We start from the raw sequence: 25,565 nt of genomic DNA, 5'->3' as shown, positions 1-25,565 counted from the left end.
AAGGACGAACGTGGAGGCTCGCTGCGGTCCAGCGCAAGCGGGCGGCGGTTGAATGTTCAACGTCAGGCGAAGCGCCGCCCGAGGCGATGAATGGAGACCTACGCCACGACTTCGCTCAACGGGCGGCGCGGCGACGGCGCATCGGGCGTGCCGTGTCCGATGCGCAGCAGGACCTGCGGACAAACGGCTCCCGGCATGCCTAGCAGCGCACTCAGCCGCGCACGCAGTTCGGCCACCTCGATCGGTTGGTTCAAGTAAGAAGCGCACAGTCCGTGCGACGTCAGCACCAGCAGCACCCGCTCGAGCGCCTCGCCCGCCGCGAGCCAGGCCTGCGCATCGTCGACGCTCGTCGCGATGCTCAGCAGCAGGGGCGACGCCGCCGCCAGCTCCCGGTGGGTCGCCGCCACGCCGCCACCCACGTCGAACGTGCGTATCGCGGAGGCGGCAAGCGGTGTCGCGAAGTCGAGCAGGGAACCGAGTCCGGCCGCGTAGGACGGCATGCCGTCGCCAGTGTGGCGCGGGTGGATCCATTTCGCGAGTTCGCGGCGGAACCGGGGATCGGCGAACTGCCGTTGGTCGGCTTCGGCGACGAGGTCGGCGATCGCCTCGCGCGTTCCGGCTTCGGTTGCGCACGCAACTTCCACGCCCTCGGCACGGGCTGCGTCGATGAGTTCGCGTTCGACGGCCGCAGCGACCGGCACCGGAGAAAACGGGCGACGTGTGGTGACCCGCCGGGCAATGGCGCTCACGAGCGCAGCCAGCTCCGCGCCAACGGGACGCTCGCGAAGCAGGCGCACATCGGCGAGCAGGTCGGGATCGAGGCTCGCTGGAAAAAGCGTGATCGCATAGCCAATGCCCAGGCTCGCGAGCGCCACGCGCAGATTGAACAGCGCCGCACCGCAACTGATGATCAGCTCCCGATCGTACGGATCGACAACGGGCAGCGCCCGTAGCCGGTCGGCGCACAGCAGGATCCGGTCGCGGCTGGCGACGAAGCGCCACGGCTGGCTGTTGTGGCTCGACGGGGCGAGCGTTGCGTGGCGCACGGCGTAACGCAACGCGTAGTCGTCGAGCTTGTCGAGTGGCGTGGCGCTGGCGGCAGGGTCGTGTGGCTTGTCGAGCATGGTGTATCCCGACTCTCAATGGCGCGGGGCGCCCGGTGAAATCAGTGCGGCATGATTGAGAAAGCCGCCAACAAGGGCGGCGTGGGATCAGTCTAGGTGCCGAAGCGTGGTCGCGATTGACTTGAGTCAACCCTACGCGGATAGCGCTGGTTTCTGATGAGCAGATAGCCGTCCGCGCTGTGCTGCACTTGCGTGGTCTCTGGCGCGCCTGAGGTGTTTAGCGTGCGAAGCCAGGACGAACGCCGCGCGCTAGCAGCTAGAAGCTAGAAACGAAACAGTTCCACCGCCGACGTCGTGAGAATCGTCCGTCTGGCTGCCTCGTCGGGAATCCACCGCTGCAGCGCGTTCGCGGCCGCGGCGTAGTCGACGAGGTGGCGATGCTGCGTATGGGGCCAGTCGCTGCCCCAGACGAGCCGTTGCGCGCTGAATGCATCGAGCAGCGCCGCTGCGAGTGCGATTGCGCTTTCGGTGCCGCACGCGCCTTGCACGCTGCGATAAGCGGCGGAAAGCTTGACCCACACGTCGCCGGACGACGCCTTCGACACCAGATGGCGAAAACCGGGATCGTCTACGCCGCGCGCGGCATCTGGACGGCCGAAGTGATCGACCACGACCGTGCAGCGGTGCGCGAGCAGCGCGTCGAGCACATAGGGCAAATCGGCGGCGTGCACCTGCACTTCGACATGCCAGCGCAGCGCGTTGAGCCGCGAAAGCAGTGCCGACCATCGGCGGCCATGAAAATCGGGCAACGGCACACCGATCAAATTCAGCCGCGCCCCGACGACATGCGCGGCATTCAGCGCTTCGAGTTCCTCGTCGCCGACTTCCGGATCGACGACAGCGACACCGCGAAAGCGCCGCGCATAGCGCTTCGACACTGCCGCCAGAAACGAATTGTCGACGCCAAGAAAGCTCGGCTGCACGAGCACGCCGTGAGACATGCCGTGACTGGCGAGCTGGTCGACGTACTGATCGAGCGTCGCGTCGTAGTCGGGAGCGTGACGGCGCTGCGCGGCGAGCGGCAGCCCCTGCACGAATATGTGCGCATGCGAGTCGATGCCGGTCACGTACGATGCTTCTGTATCGAGCCACGCGGCGTTCTTTCCGGAGAGGCTCAGGAAAGGATCGGCGGCGGTTGCGGGCAAAGTGAGGTCCATCGTGTGTTCAGTCTGGGAGTCGGTTCAATGGTCGGCGCGTGGCGACGGGAAGGCGCGCACTCAGCTGCGCGAAGCGGCAGGGGCGTCGGTCCGCGCGCCGCTTTGCGCGGAGGTTGCCATGCGGCGGCCGCGTGTCTCGGGCAGCAGCAAGGCCGCGATAACGACGAGGCCATACGCCACGCCTGCGTCAATGCCGAGCGCCGCGCCGAGCGACATCGAACTGCTCATATGGCCGATCAACACCGGAAAGCCCGCCGATACGATGCGGCCGAAGTTGTAGCAGAACCCGACACCCGTGCCGCGCACGCCCTGCGGATACAACTCGTTGAAGAGTGCGCCGAGCGTCGCGGGAATACCCGCCGAGAACAGCCCGAGCGGGAAGCTCAGGATCAACATGGTGGTGTCGCTGAGCGGCAGGAAGGTGTAGATGTTGACCATCACCGCGCAGCACACGGCAAAGAGGATCACGTTCCGGCGTCGCCCGATGCGGTCCTGCAGCCAGGCGCTCACGAAGCAGCCGACGATGAACGCGACAATGACAACGGCCAGGTAGCCGCCTGTACCCAGCACTGAGAGGTGGCGCTCGGTCTTGAGGTACGTCGGCAGCCAGGTGGTGATCGCGTGATAGCCGCCGTGCGCACCGAGTCCGATCAGGGCGCCGACGAGGGTCGTGCGAATCACGGCGGGATCGAAAATGCCCGCGGCAATGCTGAAGACGCCGCGCTGGCCACGTTCGTCGCTCGCCGTCTGCGCCTCGCGCGGCGGCTCGACGATGTTGCGGCGCAGGTACAGCACGAGCACCGCGGGCACGAGACCGATCGCGAACAGCACACGCCAGGCCCATTGCGGCGACACGAACGAAAAGACCAGCATATACAGCAGCACCGCGCCGCCCCAGCCGAAGCCCCAAGCGCTTTGCACGATACCCATCGCCTTGCCGCGATGCTTCGGGTTCATCGTCTCGCTGAGGAGTACGGCGCCAGCCGTCCACTCGCCGCCGAAACCAATGCCTTGCAACGTCTTCAACACCAGCAACTGGTCGAAGTTCTGCGCGAACGCGCTTAAGAATGTGAACAGCGAGAACCAGACGACGGTGATCTGCAGGGCCCGCACGCGGCCCACGCGGTCAGCCAGAATGCCCGCGAGCAGGCCGCCTAGCGCACCGGCTACGAGCGTTGCGCCGCCGATCAGTCCGGCCTGGCCCTTGCTGATGCCCCACGTTGCCAGCAGCGACGGAATGACGAGGGAAAAGACCTGCGTGTCGACGCCGTCGAGCGCCCAGCCTGCGAAGCAGCTCCACAACGTTCTCTTTTCGAGGGGCGTGATGTCCCGGTACCAGCGCATGGTCGTCTCCTTGTGCGCGCCGCTGGGCGCGGCGGCCGGGGCTTGATCAGCACGGCCGCTGTTAATTGGTGGAGGTCATTCTAAAAAAGGCGGGAATGCGCGCATACTATGGAAATGTTGTTCTTTCATAGCATTTTGATATGGAATCTGTCCGCACGCTCAAGTATTTCCTCGCTGTCGTCGACGCCGGCAGCGTCACTGGCGCGGCCAGTCAGCTGGGCATGGCGCAGCCCGCGCTCAGTCAGGCCATCACGCGGCTGGAGCAGGACCTTGGCGTGAAGCTGCTGGCGAGAACGCGCCGCGGCGCGGCGCTGACGCCAGCGGGCGAGGCGATCGTCGACGACATCCGGCTGAGCGTGTCGCGCATCGAGGCGGCCGAAAAGCGCGCACGCGATATCGGCGCGCAGCGCGGCGGGCGGCTCGCTATCGGCTTCGCGTCGGCGGCGCTGTTCGAGGTGATGCCCAAGGCGATCGCGGCGCTGCGCCGCGCGGTGCCCAACGTCGAACTGACGCTGCGCGAAATGAGCAATGCGGAGCAGGCCAGCGCACTCGATTCCGGCGAGATCGACATTGGCCTGCTGCACACGCCGGTTGCCGTGAGCGGACGAATGCGCGAGAAGCTGATCGTGCGCGAGCGGCTGCTGGCGGTCGTGCACGAGTCGTATCCGCTCGGCGCCGACGGCAAGCTTGGCCTCGCGGATCTTGCACGCATCGGGCTGGTCTGGTTTCCGCATGGCCAGTTGCCGGTGGTGCGCGCGGGCATCCTGAGCGCGTTTCGCAAGTTCGGCTGCGAGGCCAATATCGTGCAGGACGCCAATCGGTCGCTAACCGTGCTCGCTTGCGTTGCGGCAGGGTGCGGCGCTTCGTTGCTGCCGGAATCCGTCAAGGCGCTCCAGTTTTCCGGCGTGCGCGTATGTGAAGTGCGCGAGGGCGGCGCGCTGCCGTTCTTCGAACTCAGCGCGATCTGGCCACACCGGTCGCGGCCCACGCTCGCCGACAAGTTCGCTTCGTTGCTCAGTTCGCGTTGAGCCGATCAATCAGGAAAGGCGTGGCTGCGGCCGTGCCGTTGCGGGCGCGCGCCCCGGGTGACGGTACGCTCGAAGGGCGAGCAGCCTCTATTCACGTTTCGCGTTTGAAGTCGCACGCGGCGCGAGTTCGATAAAGCGCGCGGCAAACACGACATAGAGGAACTGGCGCAGGCGCGCGGCGAAGTGCGGGACGGGTTGCATGGCGAGTCTCGTTGGACGCATGGGCAAGTGAATGAGCGGGCTGCGTGAGCCGCATGCAAACGCAATTCACATGCCATTGGACTTTCGCGCCTGCGCGGCGCTGCATGGGCAGGCACGCCGCCCCGTCGCGGTGCCTGGCCCCGCAACATGGTGCACGCGCTGCACTGCGATTGAGCGGACGTGGCGCGTTCTGGCGCGTGCCTCGCTCCCACTCGCGCCGCGAGGGCGCATCGAGGCGGGCTTCAACGCACCCAGACAGACTTGGCACAGAACTCGCTAATTAGCCTGGCGAGAGGTGCGAAGCAATTTGCATCATCTTAGGATCGCTAGGGTTCCGGTCGGCGCAACGCATGAGTTCATGCCGCGTGTTCGATGCCTGGTCCGAGAGCAATCCGGTCTCGTCTCCCACCTTGCCTGCAAGGCGGCGATGAGGCTCCACGGAGGGATAAAAGCCCGGGAGGTCGCGATGTCGTTCGGTCGCCCTCTCACGCTTTTTCCCTTCGCAAACCGGAGCCTCCATGCCGACCCGCTTCTCTTCTGCCTGCGCGCAGCCTGACCTGCCAACCGCCTTGCCACCCGTGGACGTGCTGTGGGAAACCGTGATTCCCGCCGGCGCGCATTGGTCGGGCATCCTGCGCCGTGGACTTGCGTTGCGCGTGATCGACCTCGAAGGCGGCGCGAATCTCGCCGCCGTGTTCCACCGCCAGGAAGATCCGCTGGAACGCTACAACATGGCCGACACGCTCAAGGCGCAGCACACGGCCCATCTCACGCGCGGCCATGCGCTTTATACCGACATGGGCCGCGTGATCGCCTCGATTACCGCGGATACGCTCGGCTGGCACGACCCCCTCGGCGGGGTGGGTGACGCGACGCTCTCCATGCGCAAGTATGGCGAGCGGCGCTACCAGGCACACCGAAACGACATGATCCGCAACGGCCGCGACAGCCTCGTGCTCGAACTCGCGAAATACGGCTTGGGCGCGCGCGATCTCGTGGCCAACGTCAACTTCTTCAGCAAGGTGGCCGTGGGCGAGGACGGCTCGCTCGAATTCGTGCCACGCCACTCGCAGGCGGGCGCGGCGTTCGACCTGCGCTTCGAGATGAACACGCTCGCGGCGTTTTCAACGGCCCCGCACCCGCTCGATCCGCACGGCGAGTACGCGCCGAAGCCGGTGAAGCTCGTTGCCTGGCGCGCCTACGCGGCGGACGCGGCCGCCAGCGCCGACGACCTGTGCCGCACGGCCTGCGCCGAGAACGAGCGCGGCTTCATCAACACCGACCGTCTGTTCGCCTGAGCGCAAAGGATCTGTCATGCCGATCATCGAAAGCGCGCTCGACGAGCGCAATGCCCATACCGATTTCACTCTGCCTGCGGGCGAGCCGTGGATGCACGACATGAAGCGCGGCGAAACGCTGCGCATCGTCGACCTCGAAGGCAACCAGGCCGTGGACACGCTGTTCTACAGCAGCGCCGATCCCACCGAACGCTACAGCGCGCAGGACACCATTCGCGCGCAGCGCAACCTTTATCTGAGCGCGGGCAGCGTGCTCATGTCGAACCGCGGTGCGCCGTTGCTCACCATCGTCGCCGATACGTGCGGCCGCCACGACACGCTTGGCGGCGCCTGCGCGGCCGAGAGCAACACCGTGCGCTACGCGCTCGAAAAACGCCACATGCACAGCTGCCGCGACAGCTACCTCAACGCGCTTGCGCACTGCACGTGCGGCGTGGGCGCGCTGCTCGGCAAGCGCGATATCGTCAGCAACATCAACTTCTTCATGAACGTGCCCGTTACGCCGCTTGGCAAGCTCACGTTCGAAGACGGCATCTCCGCGCCCGGCAAATACGTAGAAGTGCGCGCGGAGCAGGATGTGACGGTGCTGATCTCGAACTGCCCGCAGTTGAACAACCCGTGCAACGGCTATAACCCGACGCCCGTGCGTCTGCTCGTATGGGGGGCATGACGATGGCGTTCGACAAGGTTCTCATTGCCAACCGCGGCGAGATTGCGTGCCGCGTGATCCGCACGCTCAAGCGTCTGGGTATCGCCTCCGTCGCCGTGTATTCCGAAGCGGATCGCCACGCCATGCACGTCATGCTCGCGGATGAAGCCGTTTGCATCGGGCCTGCGCCCGTTGCGCAGAGCTATCTGAACGCCGAGGCCATTCTCGCGGCGGCGCAACGCACCGGCGCCCAGGCCGTGCATCCGGGCTATGGCTTTCTCTCCGAGAACGCCGCGTTCGCGGGGGCTTGCGAGCGAGCAGGCATCGCCTTCATCGGCCCGCGCGCCGAGCAGATGACGGCCTTCGGCCTCAAGCACACGGCACGCGACATCGCGCGTGCCAACGAAGTCGCGCTGCTGCCTGGCACGGGTCTGCTGCCCGACGTGGCGGCGGCGCTCGAAGCAGCGCTCACGCTTGGCTACCCCGTAATGCTCAAGAGCACGGCGGGCGGCGGCGGTATCGGCATGTCGCTGTGCCGCGACGCCGCGCAGCTCGAAGCCGCATTCGCCTCGGTTGTGCGGCTTGGCGAAAGCAACTTCGCTAACGCGGGCGTGTACCTGGAAAAGTTCGTCGAGCATGCGCGCCATATCGAAGTGCAGGTGTTCGGCGACGGCCGGGGCAACGTGATCTCGCTCGGCGAGCGCGACTGCTCGGTGCAGCGGCGCAACCAGAAGGTGATCGAGGAAACGCCCGCACCGGGCCTGACCGACGACGAACGCCGCGCATTGCACGGCACGGCCGTGCAATGCGCGAAAGCGGTGAGCTATGCGAGCGCGGGCACGGTGGAGTTCGTGTTCGACACGCAAACCCGTGCGTTCTATTTCCTCGAAGTGAACACGCGGCTTCAGGTGGAGCACGGTGTGACGGAAGAGGTGTACGGCGTCGACCTCGTGGAATGGATGATCCGCCAGGCCGAAGGCACGCTTGCGCCGCTCGACACGCTCGCACCCGCCAATACGCTCGCGCCGCGTGCGGCGAGCATCCAGGTGCGCGTCTACGCCGAAGATCCGAACCGCCAGTTCCAGCCGAGTTCGGGGCTGCTCACGCACGTAGCGTTTCCCGCCGACGCGCGCGTGGACACGTGGATCGACGCGGGCACCGAAGTCAGCGCGTTCTACGATCCGCTGCTCGCGAAGATCATCGCCACCGGCGCAACGCGCGACGCGGCGCTCGCGAAGCTCGGCAACGCGCTCGCGCACACGCAGCTTTACGGCATCGAAACAAACCTCGACTATCTGCGCGCGATCGTTGGGTGCGCAACGTTCGTGGCGGGCGAGCAAACCACGGGCTTTCTCGGCCGCTTTCTGTTCGCGCCGCACACGATCGACGTGCTCGACGGCGGCGTGCAGACCACAGTGCAGCAAACGCCGGGCCGCCTCGGCTACTGGGACGTGGGCGTGCCGCCCTCCGGCCCGATGGACGACCGCTCGTTCAACCTGGCCAACGAACTGCTAGGCAACGCGCCCGATGCGGCGGGGCTCGAGTTCACGATGGTGGGCGCGACGCTGCGCTTCAACACGGAAACGCTGTTCGTGCTGGGCGGCGCGCCACTTGCGGCCACGCTGGACCGTGAGCCGGTGCCGTACTGGCAGGTGGTGCGCGCGAGCGCGGGCATGGTGCTCAAGCTCGGCGGCGTGACCGGCGCGGGTGTGCGCGCATGCCTCGCGGTGAAAGGCGGCCTGCAGGTGCCCGATTATCTCGGCAGCAAAGCGACCTTCACGCTCGGCCAGTTCGGCGGCCATGCGGGCCGCGCGCTGCGCAAGGGCGACGTGCTGCATCTCGCCCCAGGAGCCGGCAAGGGCGCCGCGACCGAAGTGGGCGCGCAGCTCGCGGCGCAGCGCGTGCCGGCGCTCACGCACGAGTGGGAGCTGGCGGTGCTCGACGGCCCGCACGGCGCACCCGACTTCCTCACGCGCGACGACATTGCGATGCTCTACGAAGCGCGCTGGACCGTGCACTACAACTCCAGCCGCACGGGGGTGCGCCTGATCGGCCCGAAGCCGCAATGGGCGCGCGCGGACGGCGGCGAGGCGGGCCTGCATCCCTCCAACATCCACGACAACGCCTATGCGATCGGCGCCGTGGACTTCACGGGCGACATGCCCGTGATTCTCGGCCCGGACGGCCCGAGCCTGGGCGGCTTCGTGTGCCCGGTCACGGTGATCGGCGAGGAGCTGTGGAAGCTCGGGCAACTGCGCCCCGGCGATACGGTTCGGTTCGTGCCCGCTGCGCCTGCCGCCGTTGCCGCCGTGAAGGGGAACGCGCACGAATGTGTGCTCTATCGTGACGAACAGGCGGGCGAGGGCGTGGGCGTGGTCTATCGCCGCTCGGGCGACCGCAATCTGCTGATCGAATACGGCCCTTCCGTGCTCGACCTGAAGCTGCGCTTCCGGGTGCATGCGCTGACGAACTGGCTCGAAACGCACCGCCTGCCCGGTATCGTCGATCTCACGCCGGGCATCCGTTCGCTGCAGGTGCATTTCGACCCCGCCGTGCTCACGCTCGACACGCTGATCGCGCATCTGCAGGATGCCGAAGCAATGCTGCCAGCCGTCGATGCCATGCGCGTGCCGAATCGCGTCGTGCACCTGCCGCTCTCGTGGGACGACCCGTCCACCCGCGTGGCCATCGAGCGCTACATGCAGTCCGTGCGTCCCGACGCCCCGTGGTGTCCGAGCAATATCGAGTTCATTCGCCGTATCAACGGTCTTGCGAGCATCGACGACGTGAAGCGCATCGTGTTCGACGCGCGCTACCTCGTGCTCGGCCTCGGCGACGTCTATCTCGGCGCACCTGTGGCGACGCCCGTCGATCCGCGTCACCGGCTCGTCACCACCAAGTACAACCCGGCGCGCACGTGGACGCCCGAGAACGCCGTGGGCATTGGCGGCGCGTACATGTGCGTGTACGGCATGGAGGGCCCCGGCGGCTATCAGTTCGTGGGCCGCACCGTGCAGATGTGGAACCGCTATCGCACGACAACCGAGTTCGCGCCGGGCAAGCCGTGGCTGCTGCGCTTCTTCGACGAAATCCGCTTCTTCGAGGTGAGCGAGGCCGAACTCGCGGAGTGGCGCAGCGAGTTTCTCGCGGGGCGGCGCAGCCTGCGCATCGAGGAATCGGTGTTCGACCTCGGCGAGTACGAGCGCTTCCTGCACGACGAGGCGGCCTCGATCGCCGCGTTCAAGACCACGCAGCAAGCCTCGTTCGAGGCCGAACGCGAGCGCTGGCGCGAAGCGGGTCAGGCCGAGTACGTCGCCGAAGGCGCAGCAGACGAAGCAGCCGGCGCCGCACGCGCCGCCGAAGCCCTGGCCGACGACTGCCGCGCGATTGGCGCCGACGTATCGGGCAGCGTGTGGAAGCTGCTCGTCGCCGAGGGTGAGCGCGTCGAAGAGGGCCAGGACCTGGCCATCCTCGAATCGATGAAGATGGAAGTGACCGTGACCGCAAGCGCGGCCGGCGTGATCGACGCGCTGGATTGCGCGGCCGGCGACGCCGTGGTGGCGGGGCAGCGTTTGATGGTAATCCGTGTGGCGTCCGAAGCATCGGGCGATCCCGCACACGCAACCGCCGTGAGCGGCGAGGAGGCCGCATGCCAATGAATCCGCATAACGACGACCTGCCCATGACCCTCGCGGCGCTGCGCGCGCGCTACCTGGACGGCAGCCTCACGCCGGCGCAACTCGTCGAACGCATTGCCGCGCGCACCGGCGCCGACGATCCGCATCGCGTATGGATCCGTGCGCTCACGCGCGACGAGATGATGCGTTACGCCGACGCGCTGTCGCAACGTGATCCCGCCACGCTGCCGCTCTATGGCGTGCCGTTTGCGATCAAGGACAACATCGACCTCGCGGGCGTGCCGACCACGGCCGGTTGCCCCGCTTATGCGTATATGCCGGAGCGCAGCGCGCCCGTGGTCGAGCGCCTGATCGCGGCGGGCGCGATTCCCGTGGGCAAGACCAACCTCGACCAGTTTGCCACGGGCCTCTCGGGCCAGCGCTCGCCCTATGGCGCGTGCCGAAATGCGCTGGACCCGGAGTACGCCTCGGGCGGTTCCAGTTCGGGCTCGGCCGTGGCCGTGGCGCTCGGCCTCGCCGCGTTCTCGCTGGGTACCGACACGGCGGGCTCGGGCCGCGTGCCGGCGGCGTTTCATGGTCTCGTGGGTCTCAAGCCGACCAAGGGCGTGCTGAGCACGCAGGGCGTGGTGCCCGCGTGCCGCTCGCTCGATTGCGTTTCGATCTTCGCGCACTCGGCGAACGACGCGCAGCGCGTGTTCGAGTGCGCGCGCGGCGTAACCGAGGACGACCCGTATGCACGCGCCTGGCAGCCAACCGGTCGCGAGCGCGCAACACTTGCCGGCGTGCGCTTCGGCGTGCCGCGTGCGGCACAGTTGAGCTTCTATGGCGACGCTTCCTATGCGGCGGCGTTCGACGCGGCGCTCGCGAAGCTGCGCGCGGCCGGCGCCGAACTCGTGGAGATCGATTTCGAGCCGTTCCTCGCCACGGCGCGGCTGCTCTACGAAGGCCCGTTCGTGGCCGAGCGCCTTGCCGCCATCCGGCCGTTCTTCGAGGCGCAGCCCGAAGCGCTGCATGCTGTCACGCGCGAGATCGTGGGCGGTGCAATGCGCTGGAGCGCGGCCGACACCTTCGCGGCGTTCGACCGTCTCGCGGCGCTTCGCATGGAAAGCGAGCGCGTGTGGCCGCGGATCGACGCGCTCGTCACGCCGACTTCACCCACCACATCCACAATCGCCGAACTCGAAGCGGACCCCATTGGCGTGAATGCGCGCTTCGGCTACTACACCAACTTCGTGAACCTGCTCGACTTGAGCGCGCTCGCCGTGCCAGCGGGCGTGTGCGCAAGCGGTCCGCACACGGGCAAACCATTCGGCATCACGTTCGTTGCGCGCGCACACGACGACGCGTACCTGCTCGACCTGGCCCGCGCGTGGCTGGGCGAGCGCGCCGCGCTGGCGCACGCCCCCGGCATCAGCGCTCAGGGCGGCTCGCACGCGTGTCGCGCGGCGCTGGCCGAGGCAGGGTCGCATAGCGCAAGCGGGAGCGCCGAAGCATGAAACCCCACGCCATTACGTCAAGAAAACCGTTGCACTTTCACTCCTGGAGATTCGCCATGAAGATGACGCACGTTCCGTTCGCAACCCACGCAGACAACGCACGCCACGCAACATCTGCCGCACCGCTGCGCCGTTGGGCGCTGCGCGCCGCCAGCGCGCTCACACTGGCCACGGGCCTGTTCGCGGCCGGCGTACAGGCCGCGGCCGCCGCGCCGCTGCGCATCGGCTACAGCGACTGGCCGGGCTGGGTGGCGTGGCAGGTGGCCATCGACAAGGGCTGGTTCAAGGAAGCGGGCCTCGACGTGAAATTCGACTGGTTCGACTACGCGGCCTCGATGGACGCCTTCGCGGCCAACAAACTCGACGCCGTGCTCGTCACCAACGGCGATGCGCTCACGATGGGCGCGAACGGCGCGAAGAACGTGATGGCGCTCATCACCGACTACTCGAACGGCAACGACATGGTCATCGCCAAGCCGCCCGCACGCAAGATCCAGGACCTCAAGGGCAAGAAGATCGGCGTGGAGTTCGGCGTGGTCGATCACCTCTTGTTGCTCGACGCGCTCCAGCGCGCAGGGATGAAGGAGGGCGAAGTCACGCTCGTGAACGCGAAGACCAACGAAACGCCGCAAGTGCTGGCTTCTTCCGACGTCTCGGCCATCGCAGCATGGCAGCCGAACGCGGGCGAAGCGCAGCGCGCGGTGCCGGGTGCGCGGCCCGTGTTCACCTCCGCCGACGAGCCGGGCCTCATCTACGACGTGCTTGCCGTGAACCCTGTGAGCCTCGCCGCGCACAAGGCCGACTACGAAAAGCTCGCTAAGGTCTGGTACCGCGTGGTGAAGTACATCGACGACCCGGCCACGCAACCCGACGCCGTGAAGATCATGGCCGCGCGCGTGGGCCTCACGCCGGCGCAGTATCTGCCGCTGCTCAAGGGCACGAAGCTGCTCACGCTGCCCGAGGCGCAACACGCCTACGTAAAAGCCGACGGATTCGGCTCGCTCTACGGATCGAGCCATGTCGCCGACGCGTTCAACGTGAAGTACCAGGTCTACAAGACCTCGCAGGACGTGAACACGTATGTGGACCCCTCCCTCACGAGCGCACTGAAGTAAGGCAGCGAGTCATACAGGGCCTGTTCTCGACGTGAAATCAGCGTGAACAGGCCCTGGCAGCAGAACGTCAAGGAGAACATCATGGCCGAAATCAGCCAGACCGGATGGTTTGCCGTACGCCGCGAGCTTTCGCCGCGCGGCAAGTGGATGTTGGGCATCGGCTCGTTTCTGTTGCCGGTGCTCGTGTGGTGTCTCGTGAGCTATGTGCCGTTCGTCTGGCATCCGCAAGTGTTGATCACGCAGCCGGGCAGCGTGGACTATTTCCAGCCCGGCATGCGTGTCGACAAGGCCGTGTTCGCCGACGAACTCGACCATGCGCGGCAAACCCACGCCGCGCTGCCGGCGGGCATGCCCGCGAACCCGGTGTATCTGCCCGCGCCGCACGAAGTGCTGCGCGCGTTCTATACCGCGTTCACGACACCGCCCGTCGCTCAGGACGGCGTGTGGCTGCATCAGAGCCTCTGGCACAGTGTGCAGATCATCTTCTGGGGCTTTGTGTTCTCGTCGCTGATTGGCGTGCCGCTCGGCATCGTGTGCGGCACCTATAGCGTGCTCGCACGACTGCAGGAGCCGTTCTTCGAGTTCTTCCGCTATTTGCCGGCGCCCGCGTTCGGCGCGCTGATGGTGGCCGTGCTCGGCATCTACGACGCGCCGAAGATCGCCATTATCGTGATCGGTACGCTGTTCCAGCAGGTGCTCATCATCGCAAACACCACGCGCAAGCTCGAATATGGCCTGCTCGAAGCGGCGATGACGCTCGGAACCACGCGGCTGAAACTGCTCACGCACGTTGTGGTGCCCGGCATTCTCCCCGATCTCTATCGCGACCAGCGCATTTTGCTCGGCTGGGCGTGGACCTACCTGATCGTCGCGGAGCTTGTGGGCACGAGCTCGGGCATCACGTGGTACATCACGCAGCAGGCGCGCTATCAGCACTTCGACAACGTCTACGCGGCGATCATGATGATCGGCATCATTGGCCTCGGCACCGATCTCGTGCTGGCGTTCCTCGGCCGCAAGCTGTTTCCGTGGGATCGCACGCTCAAGGCCTGACGCGCGGCGCAATCGCCTGCATGCGTGCGCAACGACACGCATTTCGAAACGCATTCTGGATCATCAAGGACCGCATCATGTTCAATCCGCAAACCGTTCCCGACTATCTCCTTCAGTCCGAGGCGGTGCGCGCGCGCTTCGAAAAACTGAAAGCGCGCGAGCCGATCCTGGAAGTGCGCAATCTCACGAAGCGGTTCGTCACGCCGCAGGGCGAGCACACGGCGCTCGCCGATGTGAGCTTCACCACGCACCGGCGCGAGTTCGTGTGCGTGATCGGGCCTTCGGGCTGCGGCAAGTCCACGCTGATCCGGATTCTCGCGGGCCTCGAAGCGCAAACATCGGGCGAGGTCCGCGTGAACGGCAAGACAGTGAGCGGCCCAGGCGCCGACCGCGGCATGGTGTTTCAGGGCTATACGCTTTTTCCGTGGCTCACGGTGAAGAAGAACGTGATGTTCGGATTGCGTATGAATGGGCAGGGCAAGGCCCAAGCCGAGCGCGAGGCGCTGCAATGGCTCGACCTCGTCGGGCTGGAGCCGTTCGCCAACGCGTATCCGCACCAGCTTTCCGGCGGCATGAAGCAGCGCGTGGCGATTGCACGCGCGCTCGCCAATCGGCCCGGCATCCTGTTGATGGACGAACCATTCGGCGCGCTCGATGCGCAAACGCGCGCGAAGATGCAGGCGCATTTGCTCGATATCTGGCGCAACGTCGACATTACGATTTTCTTCATCACGCACGACCTCGACGAAGCGATCTACCTGGCAGACCGTATCCTCGTGCTGAAGGCGCATCCGGGGCAGGTGCAGGAGTTGATCGAGGTGCCGGTGCCGCGTCCGCGCGGCTACGCGCAGTTCAACACGCCGGAGTTCCTCGCCACGCGCGCGCGCCTCGACGCGCTGATTCATCCGCCGGCGCAGGAGGAACCCGAGGACGAGGCCCGCGTGCGCCCGCACATGATTCGCTTGACCGACGTGAACGACACGGTGGAGTGAGCCGTGCCGGTGCAGGCATGCATGCCTGAAGCCGCGTGCAGCGTCGGCGCTCGGCAAGGGCGTTATGGCTTGATGAACCTCAGCGTCATGCGATCCGATTCGCCGATCTCGGCATAGCGCGCGCGGTCCGCGTCGCCGCCCTCGTAGGTGGGCGGCAGCGACCAGACGCCGTGCGGATAATCCTTGGTGTCCTTCGGATTCGCGTTGATCTCGCTGCGTGCGGCCAGCACGAAGCCCGCGCTCTGCGCATGCTCGATCACGTACGCTTCGGTCACGTAGCCGGTATCGATCATCTGCTGCACGGTCGTGCCTCGCCGCGCGCGATGCTCCTCGACGCCAAGCACGCCGCCGGGTTTCAGTGCGACATAGAACGCGCGCAGGTTGTCGTCGATCTGGCCGTCCTTGATCCAGTTGTGGATGTTGCGGAACGTGAGCACCTCGTCGAACTGGCCTTGCGCCTCGAAGCCCGTGAATTCGCCTGCGCGCAAGGCGCCGACCTTGACGTTGCCATAAAGCGCCGGGGCTGCTGCGAGCTTGCGCAGGAAGGCGGCGTCGGTGTCGCGGTCTTCGGCGGCCAGTTCCGCCGACGTGCTGACATATTGCGCCTCGTAGAGATGGCCGCCAGCGTGCAGCCACGGCGCCAGGATGTCCGTGTACCAGCCGCCGCCCGGTGCGATTTCGAGCACCGTTTGCGTGGGCTCGACGCCGAAGAACTGCAGCGTCTCCTTCGGATGTCGATAGACGTCGCGCGCTTTGGCCCGCTCGCTACGCTGGGGACCGGCGATCGCGGCATCGAGTGAAGTGGCGGCCGCAGCTTGCGTCTGTGCGCCGTGTCCGGCCTGCTGGCTGGACGTCGCACATCCGGCTGCGAAGAGCGCGAGAGACGCTGTGGCAATGGCCGCAGTGCGTTTTAGCGCAAGGCGTGTGAACACTCGATGACGTTGGACCGGAATCATGGGCGAGGGGTGCAGGTTGTGGATAGTCCACACGATACCCGGATACGTGCGCCTGCGCTGGCCAGCCAAATGTTTAGCATCATTGCCGTGGTGTCTTGCACGCCTCGCGCCATCGTCGTGAGGGCTTAACGCATTCGTGTGACGATGCGCCCGCCCCCGGCTCATGGGCACTATGCCGCGTATCCGGGATTGTGCCGGTCGAGCCGGCGAAGCAGCCCAGGCCAGGCGAGCGCGCCCGGGCTGACACCCCGCGTCACGGTGGCGATCTGCTGCCGGATGCCGTCGAGAATCGGCTGGGCGATCGGCCGAAGCTTCGAGCCCCCCGCCTGTGCGCGGACCTGAATCATGCACGCCGCTTCGAAGAAGTACATCGCGACGAACGCGTCCGCCGGCGTAGCGCCAACGGTCAGGAGCCCGTGGTTGCGCAGCATCAGATTGGTGTTGTTGCCGAGGTCGCGCACCAGCCGGGGCTTCTCCTCTTCGTTGAGGGCGATGCCTTCGTAGTCGTGATAGCCGAGCGAGGCGAGCACGCCAAGCGACTGCTGGGAGAGGGGCAGCAGTCCCGCTTCCTGGGCCGATACGGCCACGCCGTTGACCGAATGCGTGTGCATCACGCACAGCGCGTCGTCGCGCGCCTCGTGCACTGCGCTGTGAATCGTGAAGCCGGCCGGATTGATGTCGTACGGCGAGTCGGACACCTTGCGGCCTGCCAGGTCGATCTTGACGAGCGAAGACGCGGTGATCTCGTCGAACATCATCCCGTATGGGTTGATCAGGAAATGGTGCTCGGGTCCGGGTACGCGCGCGGAGATATGGGTAAACACGAGGTCGTCCCATCCGAACAGCGCGGTCAAACGGTACGCCGCCGCGAGATTGACGCGCGCGTCCCATTCGGCGGCGGTTACGGCATGCTTCAGGCTGAGATCAGATGCGGCCATATCGAGTCTCCTCAATCAATCGGTCTGAACAGCTTCGGTGACGCCCCATGGCCGTACATCCTGTCCGGGCACGGCACGCAGCGCAGGCGTAGACGAATGATCGCTCAAATCGGGCGCAGCAACTGTCGGCTAGTCGACAAGCCGCTCATGCTCTGAAGCGCTGAAATGCTCAATGCCTGAAACGATGCGCGGCGCCATGCGCCGCGCATCGAGGCGCTTACTGGTTGCCCATGGGCGCGCCCGCGCTGCCGCGGACTTCGATCTTGCTGTTCACGGTGCGCACGCCGCTCACGCCCTGCGCCACCGAAGTGGCGAGCGAGATCTGATTCTCGTTCGCGACCACGCCGCTCAGCGTGACAACGCCGTCATGCGCGCGCACGCGGATATAGGTCGACTTCAGTCCCTGCTTGCGCGCGGCGCGCAGCGCCTGGCGCACGTTTGCAGCGAGCTGCTTGTCGGTTGGCGCGGACGCGGCCGCAACGGGCGCCGCTGTCGCGGCGGAAGCGCTCGAGGCGGCGCTGCCGCCTTGCGCATGCACACTCGCGCAAACGGCGACCAGCAGGGCGGCGGCAAGCCGCACGGAATGGCGAATCGTCATGTCGTTTCTCCCCAAGTCAATGGATCATGTGTCGTGGTGCTCGAATCGTCGTGCGTGAGCACGCTTAGAACTTGTGATACATGCCGATCAGCACGACGTGCGGCGTCTTGTAAAACTGCGTTCCGTTCGAGGTCGAATAGGCGTTGCTCACGTTGTCGAGCGTAGGCTGCTGCGTGTACGGATACGGGTAGTGGCTATAGGTGGGCGCGGTGCCGATATTGTGGATCACCGAGCCGCGCACATAGAGCGCCGTGCGTTTGGAGAGGTTGTAGTCGTAGCCGAGCGTCACGCCGTACGAGTGGTCGACCCAGCCGCCAACGGTGCGATACACCACTTCGGCGCGGAAGTCGTTGCGCTTCAGGTAGCGGTAGATGGCGCCGAGCGTATACGTCGACGACACACGATCGCCTTCAAGACGCGGCGCGAGGAAGCTGTAGCCCGCGGAAAGCACGTAGTGACCGGCGTCGTACAGCAGGCCGCCCGAGATGTTGTCGGTGCGCACGTATTGCGACGGATTGAGCCCGTTCACCGCGTAGTTGCCGAAATAGCTGACCGTGCCGAACAGATGGCCGTCAAAGTAGTTCACGGCGATGGAGCGGTTGGTCAGCGTCGGCGCGGTCGAGTCCGCGCTGTGCATCTGGATCAGCGCCTGGGCATTGAACGGGCCATACCACGGCGACGAGTAGCTCACCGCGTTCGAGATGTGCAGGGGCTGGTAGCTGGCGCCTGGGCCGAGGTCATAGGTCCAGCCGGCCAGATAGGCGACCGTCGAAACCGACAGCACCTCGCCGAACACGTCGATGAACAGCGGCACGCCAACGGCGTCCTGCAAACCGAACTTCACCTCGCCCGTTTTCGCCGAGCCGAGCGCGATCCACGCTTCACGGTTGAACATGGTGTTCGACGTGCCGAGCGACCCGTTCGATGCATCGAAGCCGTTTTCAAGGGCGAAGCGCACGCGGTAGCCGCCGCCGAGGTCCTCGACCCCATACATGCCGAACTTCGAGGTCCACTCGCCGCCGCTTTGCTGCACGAACGCGGTCTGCGCGCCCTTCGTGAAGCCGATCGCGTTGTCCACGACGCCATAGAGCGAGATGCCCGGCGTATAGGCGCCCGTGCTCGCGTACGGCACGCCCTGGAAGTAGTCGGTGAAGAACAGGTTCGACGGCATCTGCGCCGAAGCGGCCTGGCTCGCGGCGCAAAGCGCGGCAGCCATGCCGGCGCGGCGCGCGGCGAGCGCGAAGCGCGTCGGTTTCGAGTGGGGTCCCGTATTGTGTGCGGCGGAATGGGGCCGAAGGCTGCTTGCTGACATTTATAGGCTCTTTGGGTTGGTCAGAAACTGCAAAAGTGGCGGTGGTCACGCGCGCGGCGAGAAGTGACGGATTCGCGTTCCGCCGCCGGACTGGTTGGGGGTCATTCAGCGCGCAAATAGCGCTCGGTCAGCGCGACGAACCACGCCGCGCCCCAGCTGAGCGCCGCGTCGTTGAAGTCGTAAGCCGGGTTGTGGACGAGGCAGCCGCCTGTCTGGCCGGTGCCGTTGCCGAGCAGCACGTAGCAGCCCGGCAGGTGTTCGGACATCCACGAGAAGTCCTCGCTGCCCATGATGGCCTCGGGCAGCATGGTCAACGCCGCCTTGCCCGCGAGCGCCTCGATGGTCTCGATGGCGAGGTCGGTGGCCGCGCGGTCGTTGACGAGCGGACGCGAGATCGCGCGGTAATCCACCGTTGCGGTGACGCCGTACGACTGCGCCTGCAACCCGGCAATGCTGCGAATGCGCGCTTCGAGCGTGCTGCGCGTCTCGCTGTCGAGCGCGCGCACGGAAAGCTGCAACGTGACGGTCTCCGGTATCACGTTGCCGGCCTTGCCGCCCTCGATCGAACCGACGGTAACGACGGCCGCGCGCGTGGGCTCCACGTTGCGCGCGACGATGGTTTGCAGCGCCATCACGATGCTTGCGGCCGCAACGACCGGATCGCTCGCGAGATGCGGCATCGCACCGTGGCCGCCGCGGCCCGTGACGGTGACCGTCACGCTGTCCGACGAGGCCATCATGCAGCCGTGGCGGACCGCGAACTGACCCACCGGCAGGCCGGGCGCGTTGTGCAGCGCGAACACCTGATCGCAGGGAAAGCGCGTGAAGAGGCCGTCCTCGATCATGCGCGTGGCGCCGCCGAGCCCCTCTTCGGCGGGCTGGAAAATCAGGTTCAGCGTGCCGTCGAACTGTCCTTGCGTCGCGAGATGATGGGCGGCGGCAAGCAGGATCGCCGTGTGGCCGTCATGGCCGCAGGCGTGCATCGTCTGGGCGACGGTGCTGGCGTAGGGCAGGCCGGTCGCTTCCTCGATCGGCAGGGCGTCCATGTCGGCGCGCAGCCCGATTGCACGGCTGGCATTGCCGCGCTTGAGCCGCCCGACCACGCCTGTGCCACCGATTCCCGTCGTGACCTCATAGCCCCACTGCGCGAGTTGCTCCGCGACGATGGCGGCGGTGCGGGTTTCCGCGAAGCCCAGTTCGGGATGCGCGTGGATGTCGCGGCGGATTGAGATGAACTGCGGTTCCGACTCGCGAAGGGCCGCGAGCAGGGTGGCGTAGTGCTGCGTCATGAGATCGATTCCCCCGTAGCCGTTCAGTGCGACGGCATTCAGACGCAGAGCCTAAGGACGATCGGACGAAATAAAAAAACAATAATTGGAATGTCTATTACCAATGGTAATATCCCCCGCATCATGAAAATTCACCAGCTTCGCGCGCTCGTTGAAGTCGCCGCAACGGGCACGCTCAAGGGCGCGGCATACCGCCTTCATGTCACGCAACCCGCTGTGACAAAAGCGATCCGCGAACTGGAAGACGAATTCGGCGTGCGCCTGTTCGAGCGCAATCCATGGGGTGTGGTCCCAACACCGGAGGGTGTTGCACTGCTGCAACGTGCGCGCACGGTCGTGCGCGAAATGGAGCGCGCCGAAGAGGATCTCGCCCACATGAAGGGGCGGCGCGAAGGGCGGCTCGTGATTGGGGTGTCGCCGATTGCCGGCACTGCCGGGCTTGCCGAGGCGTTTGTCGAATTCCGCCGGCGCTGGCCGCATGTCACGATCGAATTCGTCGAGCTAGGCCTGAACCAGTTGCGCGAGCAACTACGTAATCGCGCAGTCGATCTGGCATTTGCGGCGTTTCCCGTGAATCCGGTGAATCCGGGGGAAGATGGCGCACAGGTCAAGGCGCTGCTTGCGTTCGATGCAGTCTTCGTCACGCGCGCGAACGGCCCGTTCGCGCGGGCTTCTTCGCTGGCTCAGTTGCAGGACGCCGAGTGGATCCATACCGACGTCACCGACAACTATCCGGGCTACATTCACGCGATGTTCGAGCGCGCCGGGCTCGAACCGCCGCGGCGAGTCACGCGTTGCACGTCCTACGGCCTTTTTTACGGCCTCACGGTGCGCTCCGACGCGGTGTTCGCGTGGACGCGGCATTCGCTCGAAGAGGCCGAACTGGGCCGCGCGTTTGTCGAATTGAAGGTGGAGGAGCGACCGCCCTCGTTGCAGCTTTATTTGTTTTCCGCGCCCGAGGCGCAGCTTACGCGTCCCGCCGAATACTTCGTCGACTGCATCCTCGACGTTACCGCGCAACGCATGGGTCAACCGCGCACGGGCGGTTTCGCATCCGCCGATTGAGCGCGCAGCGGAGCATGGCGATGCGGTTCGAGAAAGAGGGCGCCGTTTAGCGGGCCGGATGTATCCGGCGCTTGAAGACGTGAAGACGTGAAAGCAGCCCGCTGCTATGCGCAGGGGCTGCCGGCCGTTCGGAAAAGATGGGGGCGCAAAACCGGCGGCGGCGAGGTCTCAGCCCCGCGCGCCGCCAACCTCGCGCGTTTATCCAGCCGCTTGCGCTCGTGCCTGCGGCAGGGGCGTGCCGAGTCCCGCGAGGCTCTGGTCCAGCACCTCGCGCGCCTGGGCGAGCACGGTGCGTTTCCAGTCGTCGGTCTCGACATAGAAGGCCGCGCGCAGCCGTTGCTTGATGGCCTGCGAGCGCTCGATATCGGTCCCGGGATGCTGGTAGAGCCACTGCTCCGCGCGCAGGGCCTCCAGCACCTGGCGTCCGGGCAGCGTGCCGTATTCGAGCGTGAGCCCGTTGTACTCGGCCTGCGGGCACTCGCTCATCACGGCGAGATCCAGCGTTCCGCCAACGACGGTCGAACTGGAGTTTCCTTCCTCACTGCTCGTCACATCGCCCCACCATTGCCGGGCGCGCGCGATCGAGGCCGCATCTTGCTGTCCCTTGTAAATGCGCTCGCCAACGCCTGCAGGGCCGAGGCCGGTATGCACGTCGATCCAGGCGATGCGGCGGCACTGTCGAGCATGCTCGCGCAGGATCTCGCGAATGCGCAGATGGCTCCACGTCGGCGCATTGCCCACGTAGAAGAGCCCTTGAGGGTCGACCTGCTGGCCAGCGGAAATGGCCGTTTGAAGTTTGCGCCGGCCATGCCGCAACGCATACCCGAGCAGGCCGAGCGTGCTCGTCAGCGTGGGAGGACAGCGGCGCGGCACGAGCAGCGAGGCGATCTCGCGATAGGCGCTGTTCTGAGTGGACGATGCACCGAAGTCGCGGAAATTGCGATTGAGGTCGACGTTCTCGTGCGTCACGCGGCGCTCCCACGAAAACCCATAGGGATTGAGCGCGTGGATGTAAAGCACCGCCAGGTCGTCGCGTTTGCAGCGCTGCAGCCAGTCGGCGTCGCGCAGCAGATCGAGCTGCACGCCCGAGCCGCAGAACCCCTCTATGCCGTGGCAACCGCTGCTGATCACGAGCAGGTTGGCCGCATCGGGTGCGCCCATGCGCGCGACGTCGATGGCGAGTTCCTCGCCGTCACGGCCGACCATGGGGTGAATGTGGTGTTGCACCGCGAGGCCGGCTTGCGCGCAGGCGGCGAGAAAGCGTTTGCGCGCCTGAGCGTAGCTGAGCGAGAAACTGCCGGGGTCCAGGATCGCGCGCATCAGCCACCCACGCGCACGCGGCCGACGCTGCTCGTGCGTTCGCCGATCGTTACCGTGTCGATCTCGATTTGCGTGCCGAACTCGCTGGAAAGCGTCTGCAGCCGCTCGAGGATGCGGCGCGCCTGGCCGTTGTTCTCCACCGTGTCGAACGCGAGGCGCGGAATGCCGCGCTCGGCGTCGCGGCCGCCAAAGCCGAGTTCGATCGGGTGAAGCAGGAGCGCCTTGAGGCGGCCGTCGGCGTTGAACCGGCATTCGGCCACGACACTCTCGAACCAGATCGGCTCGGAGAAGATGCCGACCACGCGCTTCCACTCGAGGAATTCCGCAGGCGTGCCGACCTTGGGGTTGGTGACGCCCTTGGGACCGACGATAGCCTCGGCGGCCATCCATTCGATCTCCTCCCATTCGTCGCGCGGCACGATCTGCTGGCTGTTGTCCATGAAGCAGAAGTTGCCGAGCGAGTACAGCAGCGGCTTGCCGTTGTAGATTTCGATGCCGCGCAGCTGGTGCGGGCCGTGGCCGCACAGCATGTCGGCGCCGCCGTCCACCAGCTTGCGCGCGAGCGCCGGCAAATAGCTGGGGACTTCGGTGGTGAAGTTGTCCGGCTCGTGCGTGTGCTGGGCGACGATCGTGAAATCGCTGGTCTGCTTGGCCTGCCGCAGGTTGCGTTCGATGTCGGCCTGGTCGCGCTTGTCGCACTCGTGGACGATGCGCAGCGACCCCGGGGCCGCTTCGGGATCGACGCGATAGTGCAGCGCCATGCCCAGGTGCACGCTGTGCTGGCCGTGCAGCGCCTTGAGGAGGAAGTGGTCCTGGAAGGCTTCCTGATCGTTCAGGCGCTTGAGCACCGCGAAATCCTCCGCGCTGACGAGACGGTGTGCGGTCGTGCGCAGCGGGTTCAGGCCTGGGCGCGGCGCGACGGCGCCGAGGCCGTCGTTGGCGGGCGCGTTGCGTTCGAAGGTGGTGGCGTAGGAAATCAGCGCCACGCGCGCCTTGTCCGTGTTCAGGAACGCCGGCGCGCGCGCGGCCGCGAGGCTCGCGCCGGTGCCGGCGTGAACGATGCCCGCGTCGTCGAGGAGGCCGTCGGTCATGTTCATGCCCGCCACGCCCCAGTCCAGCGCGTGATTGTTCGCGCGCGCCATCAGGTTGAAGCCGATGGAGGCGAGGTCCGCCGGGCACTCGGGGTCGCTCGTGAGCCAGGCGAAGCCGGACTGCGCTTCCGGGTGTCCGTCGAAGGTTTTGAGGTCGATCGCCGAGCCTTCGTAGTTGCCGACGACGACGTCGCCGCGGGAGAGGATCGCGAGCAACTCGGGCGATTTGCGCGCGAGCTTGGCGCTGATCGCGTGCGTGATGATGATGTCGCCCACGGCGACGACGGTGAAGCCGTCGTCCACGTCGGCTTCGCGCCAGCTGGCCTGTAGCTCGAGGGAGGCGGGGCGCTGCTGGGGCGCCTTGATGCGTTGGTGCAGAGTCATATTGTTGGAGTGCGCATCAGCGCGGTTGGGTATCGCAGTTGAGAAGGTGCGAGCGCGTACGCTCGGGATCGATCAGCGCCAGGCCCAGCAGGCCGCTCGCGACGAGGGCGAGGCCAAAGCCGCCGATCACGAGTTCGAAGCCCGGCGCGATCAGGCCGCCCGCATGCTCGACGGCGCGGCCGACCAGCAGCGGCGCGACCATGCCCGCGCTCGTCATGAGGCCGATATGGATGGCGAGCAGGCTGCCGCGCTGCCGGCTCGGCGCGAAAAACGCGACGATGCTGTTGGCAAAGGCGGGCAGCAAGTTGACGAGGATGCTGCCGAGCAGGAAGAGGGCGAGCGTGCCGGCCCGGCTCGGCGAGCCGAAGCCAAGCACGGCCATGGCGATGCCGCCCAGCAGGCAGGCGAGCATGGGCGGCGCGACCAGTGCGCGCCGCACGCTTGCGCCGCGCGTGAGCGCGCGCTGCGAAGCGGTGGAGACCACGAGATTGAGCACGATGACGCCGAGCGTCGCGGCCATCACCACGTAGCCCGACTGGATGGGCGCGAGCCCAAGTCCGCGCTGGAGATAGACCGGCACCCAGCTATAAATCAGCGCCGTGGGCAGATAGCTGCAGAAGCCCGCGAGCGTCACCAGCACGAAGCTGCGATTGAGCAGCAGGCGCGGGTAAGGGGCGGTGGCGGCGGCGCTCGTTTGCGCCGCATCGTCGTACGTGCCTTCGCGGCCATAGGCCATCCACACGAGCAGCCAGACGAGGCTCACGCCGGCCAGCATCAAATAACCGGCGCGCCAGCCGAAGCGCTGGATCACGAGCGGCAACATGAGCGCGCCGGCGATGGCGCCGAGCATGATCGCGACCTGGATCAGCGCCGCCGGCACGACACGCTCGCGCGGTGCGTACCACTTGAAACACGCGTGCTGAGTGACGGCCGTACCCGGCCCGCAGCCCGCACCGAGCAGCATGCGGCTGCCAACCAGCATGGCGAAGCCGCTGCTGCGCGCCGTGAGCAGTTGCGCGGCCATCCAGACCAGTGACATCGCGGCGAGGATGTACCGCGTGGGCAGCCGGTTCGCGGCGAAGCCCACCAGCAGCCCGGAAATCGAGTACAGCACGAAGAAGGCGCTGCCAATCGAGCCGAACTGCGCGGGCGTGAGCTTAAGCTCGTCGATGATCTGCGGACCGGCGAAGGCGAAGATCGATTTGTCGAGCACCGCGATGACCATGACGATCATGAGCAGCGCGACGACGATGTATCGGCGGCCGCCGCCTGGGCTCGATTCGCTGGCACCTGGTTGCGGTGGCAACGACGTGGTGTGATCGAGCACGATCGGATCGGCTGTCTCTGTGTGCACGGCGCAGGGGGCGGCCAGCGGGCCGGCGCCGGCGGAGTGGGCTTCGGCAGGGTGCTTCTTCATGGGCGTGCGGTTGCGGTGAAACGTGTGACAAAGGTCCCGGCGCTGGGCGCCAAACCGGCGTGCCTGAGCGATGCGGTGCATGGCCATCCTCTTCAGGTGA

Annotated in this window: 20 protein-coding genes and 1 riboswitch; of the genes, 9 read left to right on the top strand and 11 right to left on the bottom strand. The window is 66.4% G+C overall.

What is annotated here, in order from left to right; translation table 11 throughout:
- Window positions 1-98: 98 nt before the first annotated feature.
- The 3 genes from U5A52_RS41150 to U5A52_RS41140 all read right to left on the bottom strand — a co-directional run bounded on the left by U5A52_RS41150 (window position 99) and on the right by U5A52_RS41140 (window position 3,625).
- Complete coding sequence (locus U5A52_RS41150) at window positions 99-1,124, bottom strand: Acg family FMN-binding oxidoreductase (protein WP_321917324.1); 1,026 nt, start codon at window positions 1,122-1,124, stop codon at window positions 99-101.
- A gap of 263 nt (window positions 1,125-1,387) precedes the next feature.
- Entirely contained in the window at window positions 1,388-2,281 is an 894-nt protein-coding gene (locus tag U5A52_RS41145) for an amidohydrolase family protein (protein ID WP_321939988.1), read from the bottom strand.
- A gap of 60 nt (window positions 2,282-2,341) precedes the next feature.
- A complete protein-coding gene (locus U5A52_RS41140) occupies window positions 2,342-3,625 on the bottom strand; it encodes an MFS transporter (RefSeq protein WP_321939987.1) in 1,284 nt (427 codons plus the stop codon).
- Window positions 3,626-3,765: 140 nt separating this feature from the next.
- On the opposite strand from U5A52_RS41140, the gene U5A52_RS41135 reads away from it, so the two are divergent.
- From U5A52_RS41135 to U5A52_RS41100, 8 genes are all read left to right on the top strand, one after another.
- Window positions 3,766-4,653, top strand: a complete 888-nt coding sequence (locus U5A52_RS41135) for a LysR family transcriptional regulator (RefSeq protein ID WP_321939985.1) — start codon at window positions 3,766-3,768, stop codon at window positions 4,651-4,653.
- A gap of 516 nt (window positions 4,654-5,169) precedes the next feature.
- Window positions 5,170-5,316: riboswitch (guanidine-I (ykkC/yxkD leader) on the top strand.
- Window positions 5,317-5,372: 56 nt separating this feature from the next.
- Window positions 5,373-6,152 (top strand): urea amidolyase associated protein UAAP1, encoded by a 780-nt coding sequence (locus U5A52_RS41130; RefSeq protein ID WP_321917330.1) that lies wholly within the window; start codon window positions 5,373-5,375, stop codon window positions 6,150-6,152.
- A gap of 16 nt (window positions 6,153-6,168) precedes the next feature.
- Complete coding sequence (locus U5A52_RS41125) at window positions 6,169-6,822, top strand: urea amidolyase associated protein UAAP2 (RefSeq protein WP_233888895.1); 654 nt, start codon at window positions 6,169-6,171, stop codon at window positions 6,820-6,822.
- Window positions 6,823-6,824: 2 nt separating this feature from the next.
- Window positions 6,825-10,460 (top strand): 5-oxoprolinase/urea amidolyase family protein, encoded by a 3,636-nt coding sequence (locus U5A52_RS41120; protein WP_321939992.1) that lies wholly within the window; start codon window positions 6,825-6,827, stop codon window positions 10,458-10,460.
- Window positions 10,451-11,935, top strand: coding sequence for an allophanate hydrolase (atzF, locus tag U5A52_RS41115; RefSeq protein ID WP_321939984.1), 1,485 nt, complete (start codon window positions 10,451-10,453; stop codon window positions 11,933-11,935). Before U5A52_RS41120 ends, atzF begins: the two co-directional genes overlap by 10 nt.
- Window positions 11,936-11,991: 56 nt before the next feature.
- On the top strand, window positions 11,992-13,050 hold the full coding sequence (locus U5A52_RS41110; RefSeq protein WP_321917334.1) for an ABC transporter substrate-binding protein: 1,059 nt from the start codon (window positions 11,992-11,994) through the stop codon (window positions 13,048-13,050).
- Between the two features lie 81 nt (window positions 13,051-13,131).
- Window positions 13,132-14,103 carry an ABC transporter permease gene (locus U5A52_RS41105; RefSeq protein WP_321939983.1) on the top strand — a complete coding sequence of 324 codons (972 nt, stop codon included), beginning with the start codon at window positions 13,132-13,134 and terminating at the stop codon, window positions 14,101-14,103.
- 77 nt (window positions 14,104-14,180) lie between these two features.
- Complete coding sequence (locus tag U5A52_RS41100; RefSeq protein WP_321917338.1) at window positions 14,181-15,095, top strand: ABC transporter ATP-binding protein; 915 nt, start codon at window positions 14,181-14,183, stop codon at window positions 15,093-15,095.
- 62 nt (window positions 15,096-15,157) lie between these two features.
- On the opposite strand, the gene U5A52_RS41095 is transcribed toward U5A52_RS41100, so the two are convergent.
- From U5A52_RS41095 to U5A52_RS41075, 5 genes are all read right to left on the bottom strand, one after another.
- Window positions 15,158-16,051 carry a class I SAM-dependent methyltransferase gene (locus tag U5A52_RS41095; protein WP_415766428.1) on the bottom strand — a complete coding sequence of 298 codons (894 nt, stop codon included), beginning with the start codon at window positions 16,049-16,051 and terminating at the stop codon, window positions 15,158-15,160.
- A gap of 170 nt (window positions 16,052-16,221) precedes the next feature.
- A complete protein-coding gene (locus tag U5A52_RS41090; RefSeq protein WP_321917342.1) occupies window positions 16,222-16,989 on the bottom strand; it encodes a class II aldolase/adducin family protein in 768 nt (255 codons plus the stop codon).
- A 217-nt stretch (window positions 16,990-17,206) separates the two neighbouring features.
- Complete coding sequence (locus U5A52_RS41085; protein ID WP_321939980.1) at window positions 17,207-17,587, bottom strand: BON domain-containing protein; 381 nt, start codon at window positions 17,585-17,587, stop codon at window positions 17,207-17,209.
- A gap of 64 nt (window positions 17,588-17,651) precedes the next feature.
- Window positions 17,652-18,899, bottom strand: a complete 1,248-nt coding sequence (locus tag U5A52_RS41080) for a porin (protein WP_321917346.1) — start codon at window positions 18,897-18,899, stop codon at window positions 17,652-17,654.
- Between the two features lie 101 nt (window positions 18,900-19,000).
- Entirely contained in the window at window positions 19,001-20,188 is a 1,188-nt protein-coding gene (locus U5A52_RS41075; protein WP_321939979.1) for a M20 aminoacylase family protein, read from the bottom strand.
- A 123-nt stretch (window positions 20,189-20,311) separates the two neighbouring features.
- Between U5A52_RS41075 and U5A52_RS41070 the strand changes: the two genes are divergently transcribed.
- A complete protein-coding gene (locus U5A52_RS41070; protein WP_321939977.1) occupies window positions 20,312-21,253 on the top strand; it encodes a LysR family transcriptional regulator in 942 nt (313 codons plus the stop codon).
- 198 nt (window positions 21,254-21,451) lie between these two features.
- On the opposite strand, the gene U5A52_RS41065 is transcribed toward U5A52_RS41070, so the two are convergent.
- From U5A52_RS41065 to U5A52_RS41055, 3 genes are read right to left on the bottom strand one after another with little or no spacing between them, the layout of a single operon-like run.
- Window positions 21,452-22,573: a M14 family metallopeptidase gene (locus U5A52_RS41065; protein WP_321939976.1), complete on the bottom strand. Its 1,122-nt coding sequence runs from the start codon at window positions 22,571-22,573 to the stop codon at window positions 21,452-21,454.
- Window positions 22,573-24,048 (bottom strand): CapA family protein, encoded by a 1,476-nt coding sequence (locus tag U5A52_RS41060; protein WP_321939974.1) that lies wholly within the window; start codon window positions 24,046-24,048, stop codon window positions 22,573-22,575. The genes U5A52_RS41065 and U5A52_RS41060 overlap by 1 nt, the downstream gene beginning before the upstream one ends.
- A 16-nt stretch (window positions 24,049-24,064) precedes the next feature.
- The gene (locus U5A52_RS41055; protein ID WP_321939972.1) at window positions 24,065-25,546 is read right to left on the bottom strand and encodes an MFS transporter; all 1,482 of its coding nucleotides are present in this window, start codon (window positions 25,544-25,546) and stop codon (window positions 24,065-24,067) included.
- Window positions 25,547-25,565: the final 19 nt, after the last annotated feature.

The sequence above is a fragment of the Paraburkholderia sp. J8-2 genome (genome assembly GCF_905220195.1).
Taxonomy (GTDB): Bacteria; Pseudomonadota; Gammaproteobacteria; order Burkholderiales; family Burkholderiaceae; genus Paraburkholderia.
Note: the sequence above shows the minus strand (reverse complement) of the source record. Positions and strands in the feature narration are given on the sequence as shown.